Annotated in this window: 12 protein-coding genes and 1 tRNA gene; 9 read left to right on the top strand and 4 right to left on the bottom strand. The window is 71.6% G+C overall.

Annotated features, from left to right (window positions below; all coding sequences use genetic code 11):
- Window positions 1–19 precede the first annotated feature (19 nt).
- The 6 genes from ACQP2X_RS25500 to ACQP2X_RS25475 all read left to right on the top strand — a co-directional run bounded on the left by ACQP2X_RS25500 (window position 20) and on the right by ACQP2X_RS25475 (window position 10,481).
- Entirely contained in the window at window positions 20–1,093 is a 1,074-nt protein-coding gene (locus ACQP2X_RS25500) for a sugar ABC transporter substrate-binding protein (protein ID WP_498686064.1), read from the top strand.
- The gene (locus ACQP2X_RS25495) at window positions 1,090–2,091 is read left to right on the top strand and encodes an ABC transporter permease (protein ID WP_498686062.1); all 1,002 of its coding nucleotides are present in this window, start codon (window positions 1,090–1,092) and stop codon (window positions 2,089–2,091) included. Before ACQP2X_RS25500 ends, ACQP2X_RS25495 begins: the two co-directional genes overlap by 4 nt.
- Window positions 2,088–3,605, top strand: coding sequence for a sugar ABC transporter ATP-binding protein (locus ACQP2X_RS25490; RefSeq protein ID WP_498686061.1), 1,518 nt, complete (start codon window positions 2,088–2,090; stop codon window positions 3,603–3,605). Before ACQP2X_RS25495 ends, ACQP2X_RS25490 begins: the two co-directional genes overlap by 4 nt.
- Entirely contained in the window at window positions 3,602–4,585 is a 984-nt protein-coding gene (locus tag ACQP2X_RS25485) for an ABC transporter permease (RefSeq protein WP_498686058.1), read from the top strand. The genes ACQP2X_RS25490 and ACQP2X_RS25485 overlap by 4 nt, the downstream gene beginning before the upstream one ends.
- 14 nt (window positions 4,586–4,599) lie before the next feature.
- A complete protein-coding gene (locus ACQP2X_RS25480; protein WP_498686057.1) occupies window positions 4,600–6,084 on the top strand; it encodes an aldehyde dehydrogenase family protein in 1,485 nt (494 codons plus the stop codon).
- A gap of 158 nt (window positions 6,085–6,242) precedes the next feature.
- Window positions 6,243–10,481, top strand: a complete 4,239-nt coding sequence (locus ACQP2X_RS25475) for a LamG-like jellyroll fold domain-containing protein (RefSeq protein ID WP_498686056.1) — start codon at window positions 6,243–6,245, stop codon at window positions 10,479–10,481.
- Window positions 10,482–10,497: 16 nt separating this feature from the next.
- On the opposite strand, the gene trpD is transcribed toward ACQP2X_RS25475, so the two are convergent.
- The 3 genes from trpD to ACQP2X_RS25460 form a co-directional block, all read right to left on the bottom strand.
- Window positions 10,498–11,556, bottom strand: a complete 1,059-nt coding sequence (gene trpD / locus ACQP2X_RS25470; protein ID WP_498686055.1) for an anthranilate phosphoribosyltransferase — start codon at window positions 11,554–11,556, stop codon at window positions 10,498–10,500.
- Window positions 11,557–11,753: 197 nt separating this feature from the next.
- Window positions 11,754–12,074: an STAS domain-containing protein gene (locus tag ACQP2X_RS25465; protein ID WP_498686054.1), complete on the bottom strand. Its 321-nt coding sequence runs from the start codon at window positions 12,072–12,074 to the stop codon at window positions 11,754–11,756.
- A 21-nt stretch (window positions 12,075–12,095) separates the two neighbouring features.
- Window positions 12,096–13,754, bottom strand: a complete 1,659-nt coding sequence (locus ACQP2X_RS25460; RefSeq protein ID WP_498686053.1) for an FAD-dependent oxidoreductase — start codon at window positions 13,752–13,754, stop codon at window positions 12,096–12,098.
- A gap of 104 nt (window positions 13,755–13,858) precedes the next feature.
- Between ACQP2X_RS25460 and ACQP2X_RS25455 the strand changes: the two genes are divergently transcribed.
- The 3 genes from ACQP2X_RS25455 to ACQP2X_RS25445 all read left to right on the top strand — a co-directional run bounded on the left by ACQP2X_RS25455 (window position 13,859) and on the right by ACQP2X_RS25445 (window position 16,679).
- Window positions 13,859–13,931: transfer RNA gene (locus ACQP2X_RS25455), tRNA-Gly, on the top strand.
- Window positions 13,932–14,013: 82 nt separating this feature from the next.
- Window positions 14,014–16,017: an adenylate/guanylate cyclase domain-containing protein gene (locus ACQP2X_RS25450; RefSeq protein ID WP_498686051.1), complete on the top strand. Its 2,004-nt coding sequence runs from the start codon at window positions 14,014–14,016 to the stop codon at window positions 16,015–16,017.
- Entirely contained in the window at window positions 16,005–16,679 is a 675-nt protein-coding gene (locus ACQP2X_RS25445; RefSeq protein WP_498686049.1) for a Crp/Fnr family transcriptional regulator, read from the top strand. The genes ACQP2X_RS25450 and ACQP2X_RS25445 overlap by 13 nt, the downstream gene beginning before the upstream one ends.
- On the opposite strand, the gene ACQP2X_RS25440 is transcribed toward ACQP2X_RS25445, so the two are convergent.
- Complete coding sequence (locus ACQP2X_RS25440; protein WP_498686047.1) at window positions 16,680–17,936, bottom strand: calcium-binding protein; 1,257 nt, start codon at window positions 17,934–17,936, stop codon at window positions 16,680–16,682.
- Window position 17,937 lies beyond the last annotated feature (1 nt).

The following is a 17,937-nucleotide window of genomic DNA, read 5'->3' as shown; positions in this document are numbered from 1 at the left end:
GACGAAGTAGAGGATCATCATGAAGCCCATCGTGGCCATAGTCAGCCTGTCCCTGGTCGCCGCCGCGCTCGCCGGCTGCAGCGAGCAAGCCGCCGGAGGAGATGAGGCCGCCGGCGGCGGCGCCTGCGCACCGTCGGACGTCCGGCTGGTGGGCCAGGTCCGCAACGAGTCGAACCCGTACGAGGCCTCGTGGCTCACCGGCGGCGACGCGTTCGCCAAGACGGTCGGTCTGACCCAGGAGCGCCTGACGTACGACGGCGACTCCACCAAGCAGCAGGAACAGATCAGCCAGATCCTCGCCGGCGACACCAAGTGCCTGGTCATGAACGTGCTCCCCAACGGCGACTCGGACACCGCGCCGATCGTCAAGGGCGCCGACCAGGCCGGCGCCTATCTGGTCACCCAGTGGAACAAGCCGGCCGACCTGAAGCCGGCCGACCACAAGACCTGGCTCAGCCACATCACCTACAACGGCGTCGAGTCGGGCCAGCAGATCGGCGACGCGCTGGCCACGGCGATCGGCGGCTCGGGCGGCATCATCGCGCTGCAAGGCGTGCTGGACACCGCCGCCGCCAAGGACCGCTTCAAGGGCCTCGAGGCCTCGCTCGCCAAGAACACCGGCGTCAAGCTGCTCGACCAGCAGGCGGCCAACTTCTCCCGGGCCGAGGCGCTCACGGTCACCAAGACCCTGCTGACCAAGCACGGCGACAAGCTCAAGGGCATCTGGGCCGCCAACGACGACATGGCCCTCGGCGCCCTGGAGGCGCTCCAGCAGGCCGGCCGGGCCGGCAAGGTGGCGGTCGTCGGCATCGACGCCGTGCCGGACGCGGTCAGCGCGGTCCAGAAGGGCGACATGACCGCCACCGTCTCCAGCGACGGCGCCTGGCAGGGCGGCATCGGCCTGGCCATCGGCTTCTGCGCCGCCACCGGCAAGCTCGCGGTCGCGGACATCGCCCCCGAGAACCGGGCCTTCTTCGCCGAGCAGTTCCTGATCACCAAGGAGAACGCGGCCGACTTCGCGCAGCCGAAGACGGACCCGGCCGACTTCGAGTGCGCCAACGTCTTCAACCGTGTGGCCGGGCCCTTGACATGACCGTGACATCCGAGGTCGCCGCCGCTCCTCGCCGCCGGACCCGGCGGGGAGCGGCGTTGCGGGACGCCGGGCCACCGGTCGCGCTGGTCGTCATCTTTCTGATGTTCGCGGCCTGGAGCCCGCAGTTCCGCAGCGCCGACAACGTCCGCAACATCGTGGACGCCGCGGCCGTGCTGGCCGTGGTCACCTGCGGCATCACCTTCGTGCTGATGATGGGCTCGATCGACCTGTCGGCGGCCGGCGTGATGGGCGCCTCCGCCCTGACCGTGTCGCTGCTGGTAGCCAACAACCGCAACGACAACGACTTCGGGATCCTGGGCATCCTGGCCGCGGTCATGCTGGGCGGCGCGTTCGGTGCGCTGAGCGGCCTGGCCCTGGTCCTGTTGAAGGTGCCCTCGTTCATGGCCACGCTGGGGGTGTCGGCCGTCGGGCTCGGCGTCGCCACCCTCATGTTCGCCGGCGTCCAGCCCAACATCTCCGACGCCCTGCTGGAGGGCCTGGCCGTCGAGCGGCTGCTCGGCCTGTCCTATCTGACGTGGATCGCCGCCGCATGCGTGCTGGTGGGCTGGCTGCTGCAGCGGTACACCCGGCTCGGGCGGTACGCCTACGCGATCGGCGGGGCCGAGGAGGTGCTCACCCTCTCCGGCGTCCGGGTGAAGCCGTACAAAGTCGCGGTCTTCACCCTGGCCGGTGCCTTCTACGGCCTGGGCGGGGTCATGGTGACCAGCCAGCTCGGGGCCGGGCTCGTCCAGGCCGGCGACGGCTACGACTTCTCCGCCATCACCGCCGCCGTGGTGGGTGGCACCCTGCTCACCGGCGGCCGGGGCGGGGTCCTGCACTCCGCCGTCGGCGTCCTGCTCGTCATGGTGCTCACGAACGGCCTCGTGCAGGTCGGCGTCAGCCCCTACTGGCAGGGCGGCGTCGAGGGCCTCATCGTCGTGGCCGCCGTCGCGGCCGCGGTCATCCCGCAGCGTCGAAGGAACCAGGTGGTCAAGTGAGCGCGCCGGCACTGGAGGTCCGCGGCCTCGTCAAGCACTACCCGGGCGTCAAGGCCCTCGACGGCGTCGACCTGACTGTCCGCCAGCACGAGGTGATCGGCCTGGCCGGCGAGAACGGCGCCGGCAAGTCCACGCTGCTCAAGGCGCTGGTCGGCCTGGTCACCCCGGACCAGGGCGAGATTCTCGTCCGGGGGAGGCCGGTCAAACTGCGCAGCGTGGTCGAGGCCGCCGGCCACGGCATCGGCATGGTCTTCCAGGAACAGTCACTGGTGCCCAACCTGACCGCCGCCGAGAACATCGTCCTGGGCAGCGAGGGGGCCGCGGTCCGCCGGGGCTTCTACCGCTGGGACGCCCTGCGCCGCCTGGCCCAGGAACAACTCGACAAGATCGGGTCGGACATCGACCCGCTGGCCCGCACCGACTCGCTGAGCTTCGCCGACCGGCAGATGGTCGAGATCGCCAAGGTGCTGCGCATCGAGGAGCGCAGCCAGCACCCGCCGGTCGTCATCCTGGACGAGCCGACCTCGGTGCTGGAGCCGAAGGAGATCGACACCCTGTTCGCGCAGATCCGGCGGCTGCGCGAGTTCGCCTCGGTCGTCTTCGTCTCGCACCGGCTCGACGAGGTGCTGACCGTCTGCGACCGCGTCGTCGTGCTGCGCGGCGGCCGGTCGGTGGGCGAGGTCGGCACGGCCGGCGCCGTCCCGCGCGAGCTGCACCGGATGATGATCGGATCGACCGGATCCGACGACCACTACCACGAGAACGCGGCCGCCCGGGTCGAGTCGGAACAACCCCGGCTGTCGGTGCGCGGGCTGTCCGGCCGGACGTTCCACGACATCGACCTGGACGTCGCCGCCGGCGAGATCGTGGCGATCGCCGGCGTGCACGGATCCGGTCGCGAGGACATCTGCCGCGCCCTGTTCGGCGCCGAGCCGACCACGGCCGGCGAGATCCGGATGGACGGCGAGAGGATCGACCTGCCGACCACCCGGGCCGCGTGCGCCGCCGGCATCGGCTATGTGCCGGCCGAACGCAAGACCGAGGGCATGGTCGGCGCGATGTCGGTGGCCGAGAACATGACCCTGACCAAGCAGAAGGCCCGGTGCACGGGCCCGTTCCTGGCGCCGCGGAAACAGGCCACGCTCGTCGACCGCTGGATCCAGCGGCTGTCCATCCGCACGCCGGGCCGCGATACTGCGATACAGCGGCTGTCCGGCGGCAACCAGCAGAAGGTGGTCCTCGCCCGGTGGCTCGTCGGCGGTGACATCCGGCTGCTCCTGCTGGACCACCCGACCCGCGGCCTCGACATCGGCGCCCGCTCGGAGGTGTACCGGCTGATGCGCGAGCTCGCCGCCGGCGGCGTCGCCACGGTGCTGCTGGCCGACAGCCTCGAGGAGGCCATCGGCATGGCCGACCGGATCCTGGTCATGAGCGACGGCCGCCTGGCCGCCGAGGTCCCCTGTCCGGCCGGCGGCAAACCGAGCCCGCTCGATCTCGTGAAGGAGATGGTGTGAGCACACAAGTCGCCGCGCCACCGGCCACCGAGCCCGCCGCCGCCCGGGGCGGCCGCCGCCTGACTGGGTTCATGCCGCTCATCGCCCTGGCCGTGCTGGTGGCCGGGCTGACCATCGCCGACCCCGACTTCCTGACTCAGCGGAGCCTGACCGCTGTGGCGCGGACCGCGGCGCCTCTCATCGTGCTGGCGGCGGGGGCGACGCTCGTCGTCCTCTGCGGCGGGATCGATCTGTCGATCGCCGCGCTGGCCTCGCTGTCGACGGTCTTTCTGGCGCTGTGGCTGCCGAATCTCGGCGCCCTGGCCACGCCGGCCGTCATCGTGGTGGCGGCGGTGATCGGCGTGGTGCAGGGCGCGGCCCATGTGCTGTTGCGGATCCCGTCGTTCATCGTCACCCTGGGCGGGCTGAGCATCCTGTCCGCGCTCGCCCTGGTCGTCTCGGGCGCCGGCACCGTGCGGGTCGTGGACGACTCGACGATCAAGTGGCTCGACCTGTACGTCGGTGGCTACGTGCCGATGTCGGCCGCGGTGGCGGTCATCGTGGTGGCCGTCATCGCCGTGGTCCTCAAGGTGACCCCGCTGCACAGCTGGATCTCGGCCACCGGCTATGCGGAGTCGGCCGCGCGGCTGGCCGGCACGCCGGTCGACCTGGTCAAGATCGGCGCGTTCGGCGTCTCCGGCGCCTGCGCCGGGCTGGCCGCCGTCATGCTGGTCTCCCGCCAGTTCAGCGGCGGGCCCACCATGGCCGACAACCTCCTGCTGCCGGCGGTGGCGGCGATCGTCGTGGGCGGCACCGCCATCACCGGCGGCCACGGCAGCGTCTGGCGGAGCCTGGCCGGCGCGCTCGTCGTGACGCTGCTGCGGGTCGGCCTGCCGATCGTCGGTGTGCCGTCCGCCTACGAGCAGATCCTCTACGGCGTGATCATCGTCGTCGCCGTGGCGCTCACCCTCGACGGTTCGAAAGTCTCCATCATCAAATGACCCGGAAGGCCATCATGTCCTCTCTCCTGCCCGCCGTCCGCTCATTCCTGTCCGCACCCAAGCGACTGCTCATCGACGGCGAATGGGTGGACGCGAAGGACGGCAGAACGTTCGCCACCGTCAACCCGTCGACCGAGGAGGAGCTGGTCCAGGTCGCGCAGGCCTCTGCCGTGGACGTGGACCGCGCGGTCGTGGCGGCCCGCACCGCGTTCGAGTCGCCGTCGCCGTGGTCGCGGATGACCCCGCGCGACCGGTCCCACCTGCTGTGGCGCATCGGCGATCTGATCGAGGCCCACGCCGGCGAGTTCGCTCAGCTGGAAGCGCTCGACAACGGCAAGCGGGTGGCGGCCGCCCGCGACGGTGACATCGCCGTGGCGGCCGAGCTGTTCCGCTACTTCGCGGGCTGGGCGACCAAGATGGAGGGCACCACCATTCCGATGTCGGTGCCGGGCCGCGACTTCCACGCCTACACCCGCCGGGAGCCGGTCGGCGTCGTCGCCGGCATCGTGCCGTGGAACTTCCCCCTGCTGATGGCCTGCTTCAAGATCGTGCCGGCGCTCGCCGCGGGCAACACGGTCATCCTCAAGCCGGCCGAGCAGACCCCGCTGACCGCCCTGCGCCTCGGCGAGCTCCTGCTCGAGGCCGGTGTGCCCGGCGGCGTGGTGAACATCCTGCCCGGCTTCGGCGACACCGGCGCCGCGCTGGTCGAGCACCACGGTGTCGACAAGGTGGCCTTCACCGGCAGCACCGAGGTCGGCAAGAAGATCGCCGCGGCCGCCTCGGGCAACCTCAAGAAGGTCTCGCTGGAGCTCGGTGGCAAGGCCCCCAACATCGTCTTCGACGACGCCGACCTCGACGCCGCCATCGCCGGCGCGGTGCTGGGCGGCTACTTCAACGAGGGGCAGTGCTGCGTCAACGGCTCGCGCCTCTACGTCCAGCGCGGGGTCTTCGACCAGGTCGTCGAGGGGGTGGCGGCGGCCGCGCGCGCCATCAAAGTGGGCGACGGCTTCGACCCGTCCTCGCAGATGGGCCCCCTGGTCTCGCGTGAGCAGCACGAGAAGGTGCTGGGCTACATCCGGGGCGCGGTCAGCGAGGGCGCCGTGCTGAACGCGGGCAGCGCCGACCCGCTCGGCGACCGTGGCTTCTTCGTGTCACCGACCCTGATCACCTCGGTCGACGAGCGGATGGCCGTGCAGACCGACGAGATCTTCGGCCCGGTCGTGACCGCGGTGCCGTTCGACACCGAGGACGAGGTGGTCGCGGCGGCCAACAACACGGTGTACGGGCTGGCGGCCGGCGTCTGGTCGTCGAACATCGGCACGGCCCACCGGGTCGGCGCCCGTCTGCGGGCGGGCACGGTGTGGCTGAACACGTGGCACGCCGACGACGTCACCCTGCCTCGTGGTGGCTTCAAGCAGTCGGGCTGGGGCCGCGAGCTCGGCTCGTTCGGCCTGGACGACTACACCGAGCTCAAGACCGTCATCGCCGAGCTGCGCTGACCGTACTTCGACAAGGGCCGGCCCCGCGGGGCCGGCCCTTGTCTGCATTGAGTTCGCATATGAGAACTGTCGCTCGAAAAATTCGCATGCATGGATTCAGTTCTTGACTATGCATTGATGGGCATCTTACGGTCAGGCCCTCCAAGGAGGGATCTCTCATGAAAGTGCCTCGCAGGTCTGCCCTTCTCGTCGCGGCCGTCGCCGCGCTCTCGCTGATCACCGGGTCGGCCTCGGCCGCCGTGGCCCGGGCCGCCGCCGTCGACGACGGCCGGCTCAACGTCCTGTTGTTCTACAAGCCCAATTTCCACGCGTCGAACGTGCAGGCGCGCCAGGCGGTGCGCGACCTGGCGGCCGAGCTCGGCACGCAGTACGGCCAGCCGGTGGAGATCCAGGAGACCGACGACCCGGGCGCTTTCACCACCGCCAACCTCGCCGCCCGGGACACCGTGGTCTTCGCGCAGACCGGCGGCGTGCTGTTCAACGCCTCCCAGCGGGCCGCCCTCGAGTCGTACATCCGCGGCGGTGGCGGCTTCATGGGCCTGCACTACACCGGCTGGTCGGTCGGCGAGAGCGAGCACGACGTCAACCCGTTCTACGCCCGCCTGGTCGGCGCGGTCTCCGAGGGACATCCGGAGAATCCCGGCGTCCGGCCGGGCCGGGTGGTCGTCAAGAACGCCGCCCACCCGCTCACCCAGGGCGTGCCGGCCACGATCACCCGCAGCGACGAATGGTACGACTGGGTCGTCAACCCGGCACCCACCGTCCGCACGCTGATCGAGGCCGACGAGGCGTCGTACGGCGGCGGCCGCCAGGGAACCTCGCATCCGGTCACCTGGTGCCAGCGGATCGACAGTGGCCGGTCCTGGTACACCGCGATGGGGCACGAGGGCACCGCCTACGCCGAGCCGTACATGCGGGCCCAGATGCGCAACGGCCTGGCCTACGCCGCCGGGCTGCTGACCGCCGACTGCTCACCACCCACGAAGGACCGCGAGGGCGCCTGGAGCGGTGTCACGCCGTGGCCGCTGATGCCGATCAACATGGCGCTGACGTCGGACGGCAAGGTGCAGTCGTTCGGCAGCGTGGGCGGCTGGGGCACCGACACCACGCCGTACGACTGGACCGGCGACACCTCGATCACCCAGGGCGGCCACATGGAGGTCGACGTCTGGGATCCGGCCGAGGCGCGCACCCTGGCCAACGTGCGGGCGGGCATCCTGCCCAACCTCACTTACACCGACCTGTTCTGCTCGATGCAGGTGCAGAGCCCGCACGACCACTCCACGATGACGGTCGGCGGCGACGACGGGCTGGGCGGCAACAGCCCCAACGACGCCGCCATCGGTGTCACCAGCTACACCACGAACAACGGGCTGCAGAACGAGGCGCCCCTGAACTATCCCCGGTGGTACCCGACCGGCACCACCATGCCCAACGGCGACGTCGTCGTGCAGGGCGGCAGCCTGCGCGGCGGTCCGGGCGGCCCCGGCGTGCTGACCCCGGAGATCTACACCCCGACTTCGGGTTCGGGCTGGAAGACACTCGACGGCGCGAGAAGCCCGGCGGCGTACGGCGACGGCGGCTCCGACCACCCGGGCGCCGACGAGAACCGGTGGTGGTATCCCCGCGCGTTCGTGGCCCCGGGCAGCGGAACGCTCTTCACCATCAGCGGCACCCAGATGTTCGAGCTCGACCCGCAGGGCAACAACGGCACCGGCCGCCTGGTGCTGCGCGGCACCCTCCCCGGCGGCATCGCCAACCAGGGCGCCAACGGCAACCCGGTCGGCGCCACCTCCACGGCCACCATGTACCGCCCCGGCAAGATCCTCCAGGTCGGCGGCGGCTGGTGGGGCAACGGCGGCGGTCCCGACGGCGCCCGCGCCGGCTTCACGGTCGACATCACCCAGGGCACCGCCACCCCGGTCATCGCGGCCACCGACCCGATGAAGTACCAGCGGCACTGGGCGACCTCGACGGTCCTGCCCGACGGCGACGTGCTCGTGACCGGCGGCGGCCGGGAGAACAACGGCAACGGCGGATACGTCACGAACGCCGAGATCTGGGACCCGGACTCCGGTGACTGGAGCGAGGTCGCCGTGCCCTATCAGCACGCCCGGCTCTACCACTCGGCGGCGCTGCTGCTGCCCGACGGCCGCGTGATGATGGGCGGCGGTGGTGCTCCCGGGCCGCGCAACTACACCGACGTGGAGTACTACTCGCCGGTGTACCTGTTCGACGGTGACCAGCCCGCCACCCGCCCGGTCATCAGCGCCGCGCCCAAGAAGATCGGCTACAACGGGAACTTCGCGGTCACCGCGTCCGGCGGCGTCTCCCGCGTCACGCTGGTCCGCAACGGGTCGGTGACGCACGGCTTCAACAACGACCAGAACTTCCAGGACCTGGCGTTCAGCCAGTCCGGCGGCACCGTGACCGTCACGGCGCCGGCCAACGGCACCTATGCGCCGCCCGGCTCCTACATGCTGTTCGTCTTCGACGCCAACGGCACCCCGTCGATCGCGAAGATCGTCCAGATCGACCCCACGGTGAAACTGGCGCAGCTGAACCCCCGGATCGTCGACGCGTTCGAATATCCGCGGGTGCCCGCCGAGTGGCGGACCGGCAACCCGCCCACCGTGGTCGACGTCGCCGCCGGCAGCAGCCGGATGACACCGTGGACGGTGACCGGGCCGGTCCAGCTCGTGCGCGGCGCCGCCGCCGGTCAGGGTGGCCTCGGCCTCACCGGCTATCAGCTCGGCCTGGGCACCGCCGGCGAGATCCGCCGCACGATCAGCGACCTCACTCCCGGCACGACGTACCGGGTGTCGCTGCGCTATGCCCGCGACACCCGATCGGCCGGGTCCGGCGCGGCCACGGCCGTCCTGACCGCCGGCAACCTGAACGCCACCCTCACCGCCACGACGGCGCTGCCCTCGTCGGGCCCCTTCGGCACGTACGTCGGCACCTTCACCGCGGCGTCGGCCGCACAGACGCTGACCCTGCGGGCTCCGGGCACCGGGGCCGCGCTGATGATCGACGACCTGGTGGTGGTGGGCGACGACGCCCCGGCGACGTCCGGGGTGCCGATCCGCTACGAGTTCGAGGAGGGACAGGGCACCTCGGCCGCCAACACCGGCGGCACGGGCGGGGTGGGCCCGGCCGTGCTGACCGGCACCACCGGCTGGTCCGGCAACGGCATCCTCGGCAAGGCGGTCAACCTGCCCGGCGGCAGCACCGCCAACGCGGTCGACCTGCCGGACAACCTGCTCCAGGGCGCGGCCAACTTCACCACCGGCTTCTGGGTGCGCCCCGACACCAAGAGCAACTGGACCGGCCTGTTCCACATCGGTGACGGGCTCGGCTCGGCCGGGAGCTACTTCCAGATCCAGATGCAGACCCAGGCCGCCGGGAGCACCGGGCTCGCGGCCACGTTCAAGGCGAAGAACAGCGCCACCGAGGAGCGGGTGTACGCCAGCCCGGCCCGGGACGTGGCGGCCGGGCAGTGGAACCACGTGGCCTTCACCCGCCAGGGCACGGCCGGCACGCTCTATCTCAACGGCGAGGCGATCGCGACCCGGACCGACCTGACCATCGACATGAGCGCCATCGGCCCGACCGCCAACAACTGGCTGGGCCGCAACGGCTACGGCGACGCGGCGTTCGACGGCCTGATGGACGACGTCCGGGTGTACCCGACCACGCTGAGCGCGGCCGACGTGGCGGCCATGTACAACGAGGGCGCCCCGGTCCGCTACACCTTCGACGAGGGCCAGGGCACCTCCGCCGCCAACTCGGGAACGAAGACCTCGATCGGCGCCGCGACCTTGCAGGGTGCGACTTCCTGGGGGACCGGCGGCACGGTGTCGCTGCCGGGCGGTGCCCCCGATTCGGGTAACCAGATCCGGATGCCGGACAACATCGACGCCGGGCTCGACCAGAGCTTCACCGTCTCCTTCCGGGCCCGTCCGGACACCCTGCCGAACTGGGTGCCGCTGGTGCAGATCGGCAGCAGCACCGACACGTTCTTCCTGCTCCAGTCGGCCACGAACGGCGGGACCACCGGCTTCGGGGCGACGTTCAAGGCGCCCGGGGCGCCGGCGCAGGAGCGGCTCGTTCTCGGCGCCGGCCGGGACCTGCCGCTCAACGAGTGGACGCACGTGGCGTTCACCATGAACGGCACGGTCGGGAAGATCTACTTCAACGGCGTCCTTCAGGCCGTACGCACCGACTTCCCCCTCGATCTGGGCGACGTGGGGGTGGGTGGCAGCACCACGGCCAATTTCATCGGCGGGACGAGCTGGGGCGATCCGCGTTTCGACGGGCTGATCGACGACTTCCGGATGTATGCCTACGAGCTCAGCGCCGACCAGGTGGCCCAGGTGAGCGCGGGCCGGCGGTGAAGGCGGGGCCCGTGAGTCAATCGCTCACGGGGCCCACCCGCCGGCTGACGGCGATCCACCGGGTGAGGGTCGCGTGGGCCGCTCCGGTGTCGATGGCGTCGGCACACCGCGCGACGGCCGTGACGAACTGATCGAGCAGGGGCGCGTCCTGTCCGGCCGAGGCGACCAGGGCCGCGGCCGCGTTGAGGACCACGACATCACGGACCGGGCCGTGCTCCCCGCCCACCACGGCCCGGAGAACGTTCGCGTTGCCGGCCGCGCCACCACCGCGCAGCGCCTCCGGCCGCGCCCGGGGGAGACCGAGGTCCCGGGCATCGAGCCCGGTGGCCGTGACGGTCCCGCCGCGCACCGTCCAGACCCGCGAGGGGGCCGAGGTGGTCAGCTTGTCCAGTCCGTCGTCCCCGCGGACGACCAGGGCCGAGCGCCCACGGGCGGCCAGCACGCCGGCGACGACCGGCGCCATCCGCTCGTCCGCCACACCGACCACCTGACTCCGCGGATCGGACGGGTTGATCAGCGGTCCGAGCAGGTTGAAGACCGTGGGCACACCCAGCTCGCGGCGCACCGGCGACGCGTGGCGCAGGCCGGTGTTGAACTTCGGTGCGAACAGGAAGGTGATTCCCGCCTCGGCCGCGATGCGGGCGGCCTGGTGCGGCGTCAGGTCCAGCGGTATCCCGAGGTGTTCGACCAGATCGGCCGCGCCCGCTGTGGACGACGAGGCGGACCGGCCGCCGTGCTTGACCACCGTCACCCCGGTGGCGGCGGCGACGACGGCGGCCATCGTGGAGACGTTGACGGCGTCCGTGCCGTCACCGCCGGTGCCCGCGATGTCCACCGTCGTCCCGGCCACGGCGACGGCGGTCGTGTTGGCGCGCAGAGCGGTGACCAGGCCGGCGACTTCGGCCGGGGTCTCGCCCTTGGCCCGCAGCGCGGCCAGGAAACCGGCCGTCTGGGCGGGCGTCGCGGCCCCGGAGATGATCTGTTCCATCACCCACGCGGTCTGGGCGCTGGTCAGATGTCCGTGACCGAGCAGACGGGAGAGCACGACGGTCCAGGAGCGCGGTTCGGCGGGCATGGCGGTCCTCGCGGGAAAGGGCCCGGCGAGGCTGCGAGTTCCCACGAAAACGGCCGCCTCATCGGGCGGCCGGTGGGTTCGATCGGGTCAGGGGCCGCCTAGAAGACGGGCCACCAACCGGTCGAACGCATGATCATGCCGGGCAGCCTAGCAATCCCACCCGCCACCTGACCACAGCCGATCCGGCGAGGCTCGCGTCAGAGACCGAAGACGTGGCCCAGGCCGGTGACCTCGATGGCCTTCTGCACCGGTGGGGACGGCTTGGCCAGGGTGAACGTGACGCCGTGGGCGGCGGCCGTGTTGCGGGCGCTGACCAGGGCACCCAGGCCGTACGAGTCGATGAAGTCGAGGCCGGCCACGTCGACCCGCAGGTAGCGGCAGGCCGGGTCGGCGGCGATCGTGGCCAGGGCGTCGCGGACGTCGTCGGCGCGGTCGAGGTCGAGCTCACCGGCGAGGGAGGCTACGACCAGGCCGTCGGGATCGGCAGGTTCGTGGAGAATCGTGGCTTCCATCGGCATCCGCCAGATGCTACCCCGCTGTCAGGCCAGGTGGGCCAATGCCTGGTGGACACTACGGACGGCGCTGGCCCCCTCACCGACGGCTGCCGCCACGCGTTTCATCGAGTCGGTGCGGACGTCGCCGGCCGCGAAGACGCCGGGCACGCTCGTCTCGAACGGGAGCGCCGGGCGGCTCGTGCCGGTCCAGCGGCCGCCGAGCTGGACGTCGGTGGGCACGAAGCCGCTCTCGTCCAGGGCCACATCGGTCAGCCAGCCCGTCGCGGGCTCGGCGCCGATGAAGCAGAACAGGCCGAAGCAGCCGCACGGGTCGCCGGCGCCGGTGGCCCGCTCGGTCAGGGTGATCTCCTCGAGGCGGTGGCCGCCGGACAGGGAGGTGACCTCGGTCGCCGTGCGCACGGTGATGCGCGGGTCGGCCAGGATCCGCTCGACGAGATAGTTCGACATGTCCTTGGTGAGGCTGTCACCGCGTACGGCCAAAGTGACCTGCCCGGCGTGCCGGGCCAGATAGATCGCCGCCTGGCCGGCGCTGTTGGCCCCGCCGACCACCGTGACCGGCAGTCCCGAGACCGCCTTGGCTTCGAGGTCGGTGGCGGCGTAGTAGATGCCGGCGCCCACGAAGTCGGCCCAGCGGCCCAGCGGCAGGTTGCGATAGGCGGCCCCGGTGGCGATCAGCACCGTGCGGGTCGGTATCTCGGTGCCGTCGACCAGGGTGATCAGGTGGGTGCCGTCGGGGCGTCGCGCGAGGGAGGCGACGCCGCAGGGGCTGCCGAGGTGGGCGCCGAACTTCAGCGCCTGCACCACGGCCCGGGCGGCCAGGGCCTCGCCGCTGAGCCCGAACGGGAAGCCCAGATAGTTCTCGATGCGGGAGCTGGCGGCGGCCTGCCCGCCGGTGGCCACGGCGTCGAGCAGCACCGTCTCCAGGCCCTCGGACGCACCGTAGACGGCGGCGGCCAGTCCCGCCGGTCCGGCGCCGACGATCGTCAGATCGGCGATTCCTTTGGGCGTACGCCGGTAGGTGAGTCCGAGAGAGTGACTCAGCGTCCCGGGATCGACGTTGCGCAGGGTCCGCCTCGGCATGATCGCGGCCGGGAGGTCGGCCGGGGTGAGGCCGGCGCCGGTGGCCACCTCGCGGGCCTCGGCCGTGCCGGACTGGAGCCAGCGGTACGGAAGGTCCTGGCGCACCAGGAAGGTCCGCAGCGCCAGGCCCTCGGCGGTGGCGTCGTCGGCGACCACGTCGAGGCCCCGGGCCGAGCGGGAGACGAGCAGCTGGCGGCGGGCCAGGAAGGCGCGCAGCAGGATGTCGCTGAGCTCGGTGTCCTGCGCCATCAGGCGGCGGAACGCGTCCGGGGAGACGCGGTGCACGACACCGTCGGCGGTGACGTGCGCGGTCAGGATGCGGGTCTGCCCGGTCAGCAGATTCAGCTCGCCGACGAACTGGCGCGGACCGGCGTGCAGGATCACGTCGGTGCTGTCGCTGTGCACGACGTCGGCCCCGCCCGACCCGATCAGGATGAGGTCGCCGTTGTCGTCCCCGGCGTCGAACAGGACGTCACCGGCCCGGGCCGGCTGCGACCGGCCGTACGTGACGGCACGGGCGAACTGCTCCTCGTCGAGCGCCACGAAAGCGGCGGCCGCGAGCTCCTCGAACTGCTCCCCGAGCTCCGGGAAAGGCGTCACCATCGGCGAATGTTCGCAGAGTGGGGCCGTCCCGCTCAAGGTCACGCCCGACACAGGGGACCCGGTGGTGGGGACCCTGGACGGCATCCGGTAGTGTTCTCCTCAGCGCGGACGTAGCGCAGCTGGTAGCGCATCACCTTGCCAAGGTGAGGGTCGCGAGTTCGAATCTCGTCGTCCGCTCGTGTCAAAGGGGCCCTTCGGGGCCCCTTTCGCGCTTTTCCGACACCTTCCACCGTCGCCGTGACGACTAACGTCGTAGTGCATGGATCCAGTGGCGGGCCGAGGTGGTCCGGCGCGGGTGATCGTCTGGGCCGCGCACCTGGCCGCCCCGATGGTGGGCCTCTGGCTGCTGATCGCCCGTCCGGCCCTGGACGGGCGCTGGCATCACGACGCCGCCCACTTCTGGCTGGTGCTCGCGGTGGCCGCGGTCAGCCTCACGCTGGCCGTGCTGGTGAACGAGGCGGCCCGGCGCCGCGACGACATCCGGCTCTTCCTGGTCGGCCTGTCGTTCCTGGTCGCCGCGGCCTTCCTGGCCCTGCACGCGCTGGCCACCCCGCACATGCTGCTCGACGGACCCAACGAGATCTTCGCGTCGGCGTCGCCGGCCGGCCTGACCGCGGCGGCCGTGCTCGCGGCGGCGTCGGCCGTCGACCTGCCGTCCGGGCTGATGCGCTGGTCGGTGTGGTTGCGGGTGGGGGCGTTCGCGCTGGCCGGGGCGCTGGCCGCGGTCGCGCCGTCGACCGAGGCGCTGTCGCTGGTGGCGTTCGCGTTGTTCACGGCGGCGGCGGTCCGCTACTACGTGCTCTACCGCGAGCGCCGGGCGGTCATGCTGCTGTCGGTGATGACGGCGTTCGCGCTGCTGGCCGAGTCGGCGGTGGCCATGGCGGCCGGCCGCGACTGGCAGGCCTCCTGGTGGGAGTGGCATCTGCTGATGGCGGCCGGGTTCGGCTACGTGGCGTACAGCGCCTGGGTCCAATATCGCCACGAGGGCGCGGCGGCCGGCCTGTTCACGGCGGTCGGCACCGAGTTCACCGTCCGCGAGCTCAAGGCCGAGTACGGCGCGGCGCTCGAGGCGCTGGTCGAGGCGATGCGCGGCGGCCCGCGGGCCTCGGCCATGGCGGTCGTGGCGCGGCGCTTCGAGCTGACCGAGGGGCAGACGGCGGTGCTGAGCCGGGCCGCCGACGCGCTGGCCGGCGAGCGTGATCAGATCCGCAAGCTGGACGCGCTGGTCGCGATCGGCCGCGATGCGCGGGTGCTGGTGTCCGATCTCGATCTGCTGGAGGGCGCGGTGCACCGGATCGCGGGCGCGTTCCAGGGCTACGCGGTCCACATCGGGCTGGTCGAGGACAACCGGCTGGTCTTCCGGCCGTCGCTCGCTTGCGGTTCGGTCCGGGCCGATTCCGTACGGGAGGCGCAGGCGGCCCTGCGAAGCCGGGAGCCGCTCGTGGACGCGTACGGAAACCTGGTGTTGCCCTTGATCGTCAAAGGGCACCCGGCCGGTGTGCTCGTCGCCGGGTGCTCCTCGACGATGCCGGACCGGGACGCGGCGCTGTTGCGGTCGCTGGCCGGGCAGCTGTCGATCGCGCTCGAGAACGCGCGGCTCTACCGGCAGCTCGACGAGCTGTTCCGGCAGTACATGTCGCCCGACGTGGCCACCGCGCTGGTCGCCGACCCGTCACAGGCGGCGCTCGGCGGGGCGGTCGTCGAGGTGACGTCGCTCTTCGCCGATCTGCGCGGCTTCACCACGTTCTCCGAGGAGTCGACGCCGGAACGGATCGTGACGATGCTCAACGAATATTTCGACGTGGCGACCAAGGCCGTTCTCGGCGAGTGCGGCACGGTCGTGCAGTTCCAGGGGGACGCGCTGATGGCGCTGTTCAACGCCCCGGCCCGCCAGCCCGACCACGCGCTGCGGGCGGCCCGGGCCGCGCTGCGGATGCAGTGCGCGGTCGACAAGATCGCGGCGGACCGGCCCGGCTGGCCCCGGTTCCGGGTCGGCGTCAACACCGGTGAGGCGCTGGTCGGCAACATCGGCGGCTCAAAGTTGCGCAACTTCAACGCGATGGGCGACGCCGTGAACGTGGCGGCCCGGCTCGAGACACAGGCGGCGCCCGGCCAAGTCGTCATCGGCGGATCGACGCTCGACCGGATCGGATCGTCGGCGCTGGTGACCCCGCTCGGCGACCTGATGGTCAAGGGACGGCGGCAGCCGGTGCCGGCGTACGTCCTCAACGGCCTGCGGGAGGAGGACCCGTGGCACTCGTGACCGACCCGGGGGAGTTCCTGGGCGAGCTGGCCGGGGAAGAGGTCGAAGACCTGTTCCGGTCCGGGCGCCGGCGGCTCTGGCCGTGCGGGGCGACGCTGTTCAGCGAGGGCGACCAGTCGACGACCGTCGTGTTCGTGCTGTCCGGGCGGGCCAAGGTGTTCTCCCTGACCGCGCAGGGCGGTGAGGTGCTGCTGGCCATCCGCGGGCCGGGGGCGCTGCTGGGGGAGATGTCGGCCCTCGACGGGGCGCCGCGCTCGGCCTCGGTGGCGGCCCTGGAGCCGCTGGAGACGCTGGTCGTGCCGGTGAGCTCGTTCCTGAAGTTCCTCCAGGACCATCCGCCGGCGGCCATGCGGATCGTCCGGATGATCGTGGCCCGGCTCCGCGACTCCGACCGCAAGCGGGTGGAGTTCGGAACGTACGACACCCTGGGCCGGGTCGCCCTGCGGCTGGTGGAGCTGGCCGAGCGGTTCGGCGCCTCGGGCACCGACGGCGTGCAGATCACCGTGCCGCTGAGCCAGGACGAGCTGGCCGCGTGGACCGGCTCGTCCCGGGAATCGGTGACGAAGGCGCTGCGCACCTTGCGGCGCCACGGGGTCATCACCACGCAGCGCCGCTCGGTCTCGGTTATCGACTTGAACTTGCTGAGAGCCCGCGCCCGCTGATCAGAGATCGCAGCTGATCTTCACGTCGACCAGGTCGGCGAGGCACCGGTCCACGTTCACGCCGCCGTCGTTGCGGTCGTTGCCGCGCACGCCGTCCACGCTGTTGAGGGTGTCGTTGCCGGCCTGACCGAACATCCGGTCGCCGCCGGCCCCGCCGACGAGGGTGTCGTTGCCCGCGCCGCCGAGGATGACGTCGGCGCCGCCCAGACCGAACATGCGGTTCGCCGCGGCACTGCCGGTCAGGTTGTCGGAGCCCCGCCCGCCGATGACGTTCTCGACGTCGGTCAGGTTGTTGTCGAACTCGGGCGCCGAACCGTCGTTGGCGATGTTGTTGAGGGTGACGTTCACGGGAAGCCCGCGAGCGGCGTAGTTGGTCGTGTCCACGCCCGGCCCACCGCTGAAGATGTCCCGGCCGTCCCGCACGGACAGGGCCACGGCGGTGTCGTTGCCGAGCCCGCCGAGGGACGTGTCGGAGCCGAACCCACCGGTCAGCGTGTCGGCGCCGGCCAGGCCGCTGAGCGTGTCGTTGCCGAGGCCGCCGTTGATCCGGTTCGCGGCCGCGTTGCCGGTCAGGGCGTCGTTGCCCCGCCCGCCGTTGATGTTCTCGACGTCGGCCAGGTTGTTGTCCAGCTCCCCGGCCTGGCCGTCGTTGGCGAGACCGTTGAGCGTGACGACGACCCGCACCCCGCGGGCGGCGTAGCTGGTGGTGTCCGAGCCGGCGCCACCGCTGTAGAAGTCGCGGCCGTCGAAGACGCCGAGAGCGTTGGCGGTGTCATTGCCGGCCTGGCCCACCAGGGTGTCCTGCCCGGCCCGCCCGGTCATCCCGTCGTTGCCGAGGCCGCCGACCAGCAGGTCGGGCCCGGTGCCGCCGAGCAGCGTGTCGTTGCCGATCCCGCCGTTCTGCGTGGAGGCGGTGCTGGTCAGGTTGTTGACGCGGTCGTTGAAGTTGCCGGTGTTGACGACGAGCCGGACGACACCGGCCGCCGAACAGCGCACGGTGCGCGCGCCGACGACGGCACAACCGGCCCCCGCGGCCGGGGTGTCACCGAGGTCGGTGATGAAGAAGTTCCCGCCGACCCGGGTGATCGTGATGTTGTTGGCCCGGTTGTTGGCGGCGTTGACCTGAATGGTGTTGCCGACCTTGGCCGTACCCGTGGCGGCGTAGGCGGGCGCGGAAAGCACCAGGACGGGTACCGTCCCGAGCGCCGCGAGGACCCCGGCGCGGAGAAGTGCCCGTCGATTTCGGACGAAATTCATG

Source organism: Actinoplanes sp. CA-131856, assembly GCF_050956135.1.
In the GTDB taxonomy this organism is placed as follows: Bacteria; Actinomycetota; Actinomycetes; order Mycobacteriales; family Micromonosporaceae; genus Actinoplanes.
Note: the sequence above shows the minus strand (reverse complement) of the source record. Positions and strands in the feature narration are given on the sequence as shown.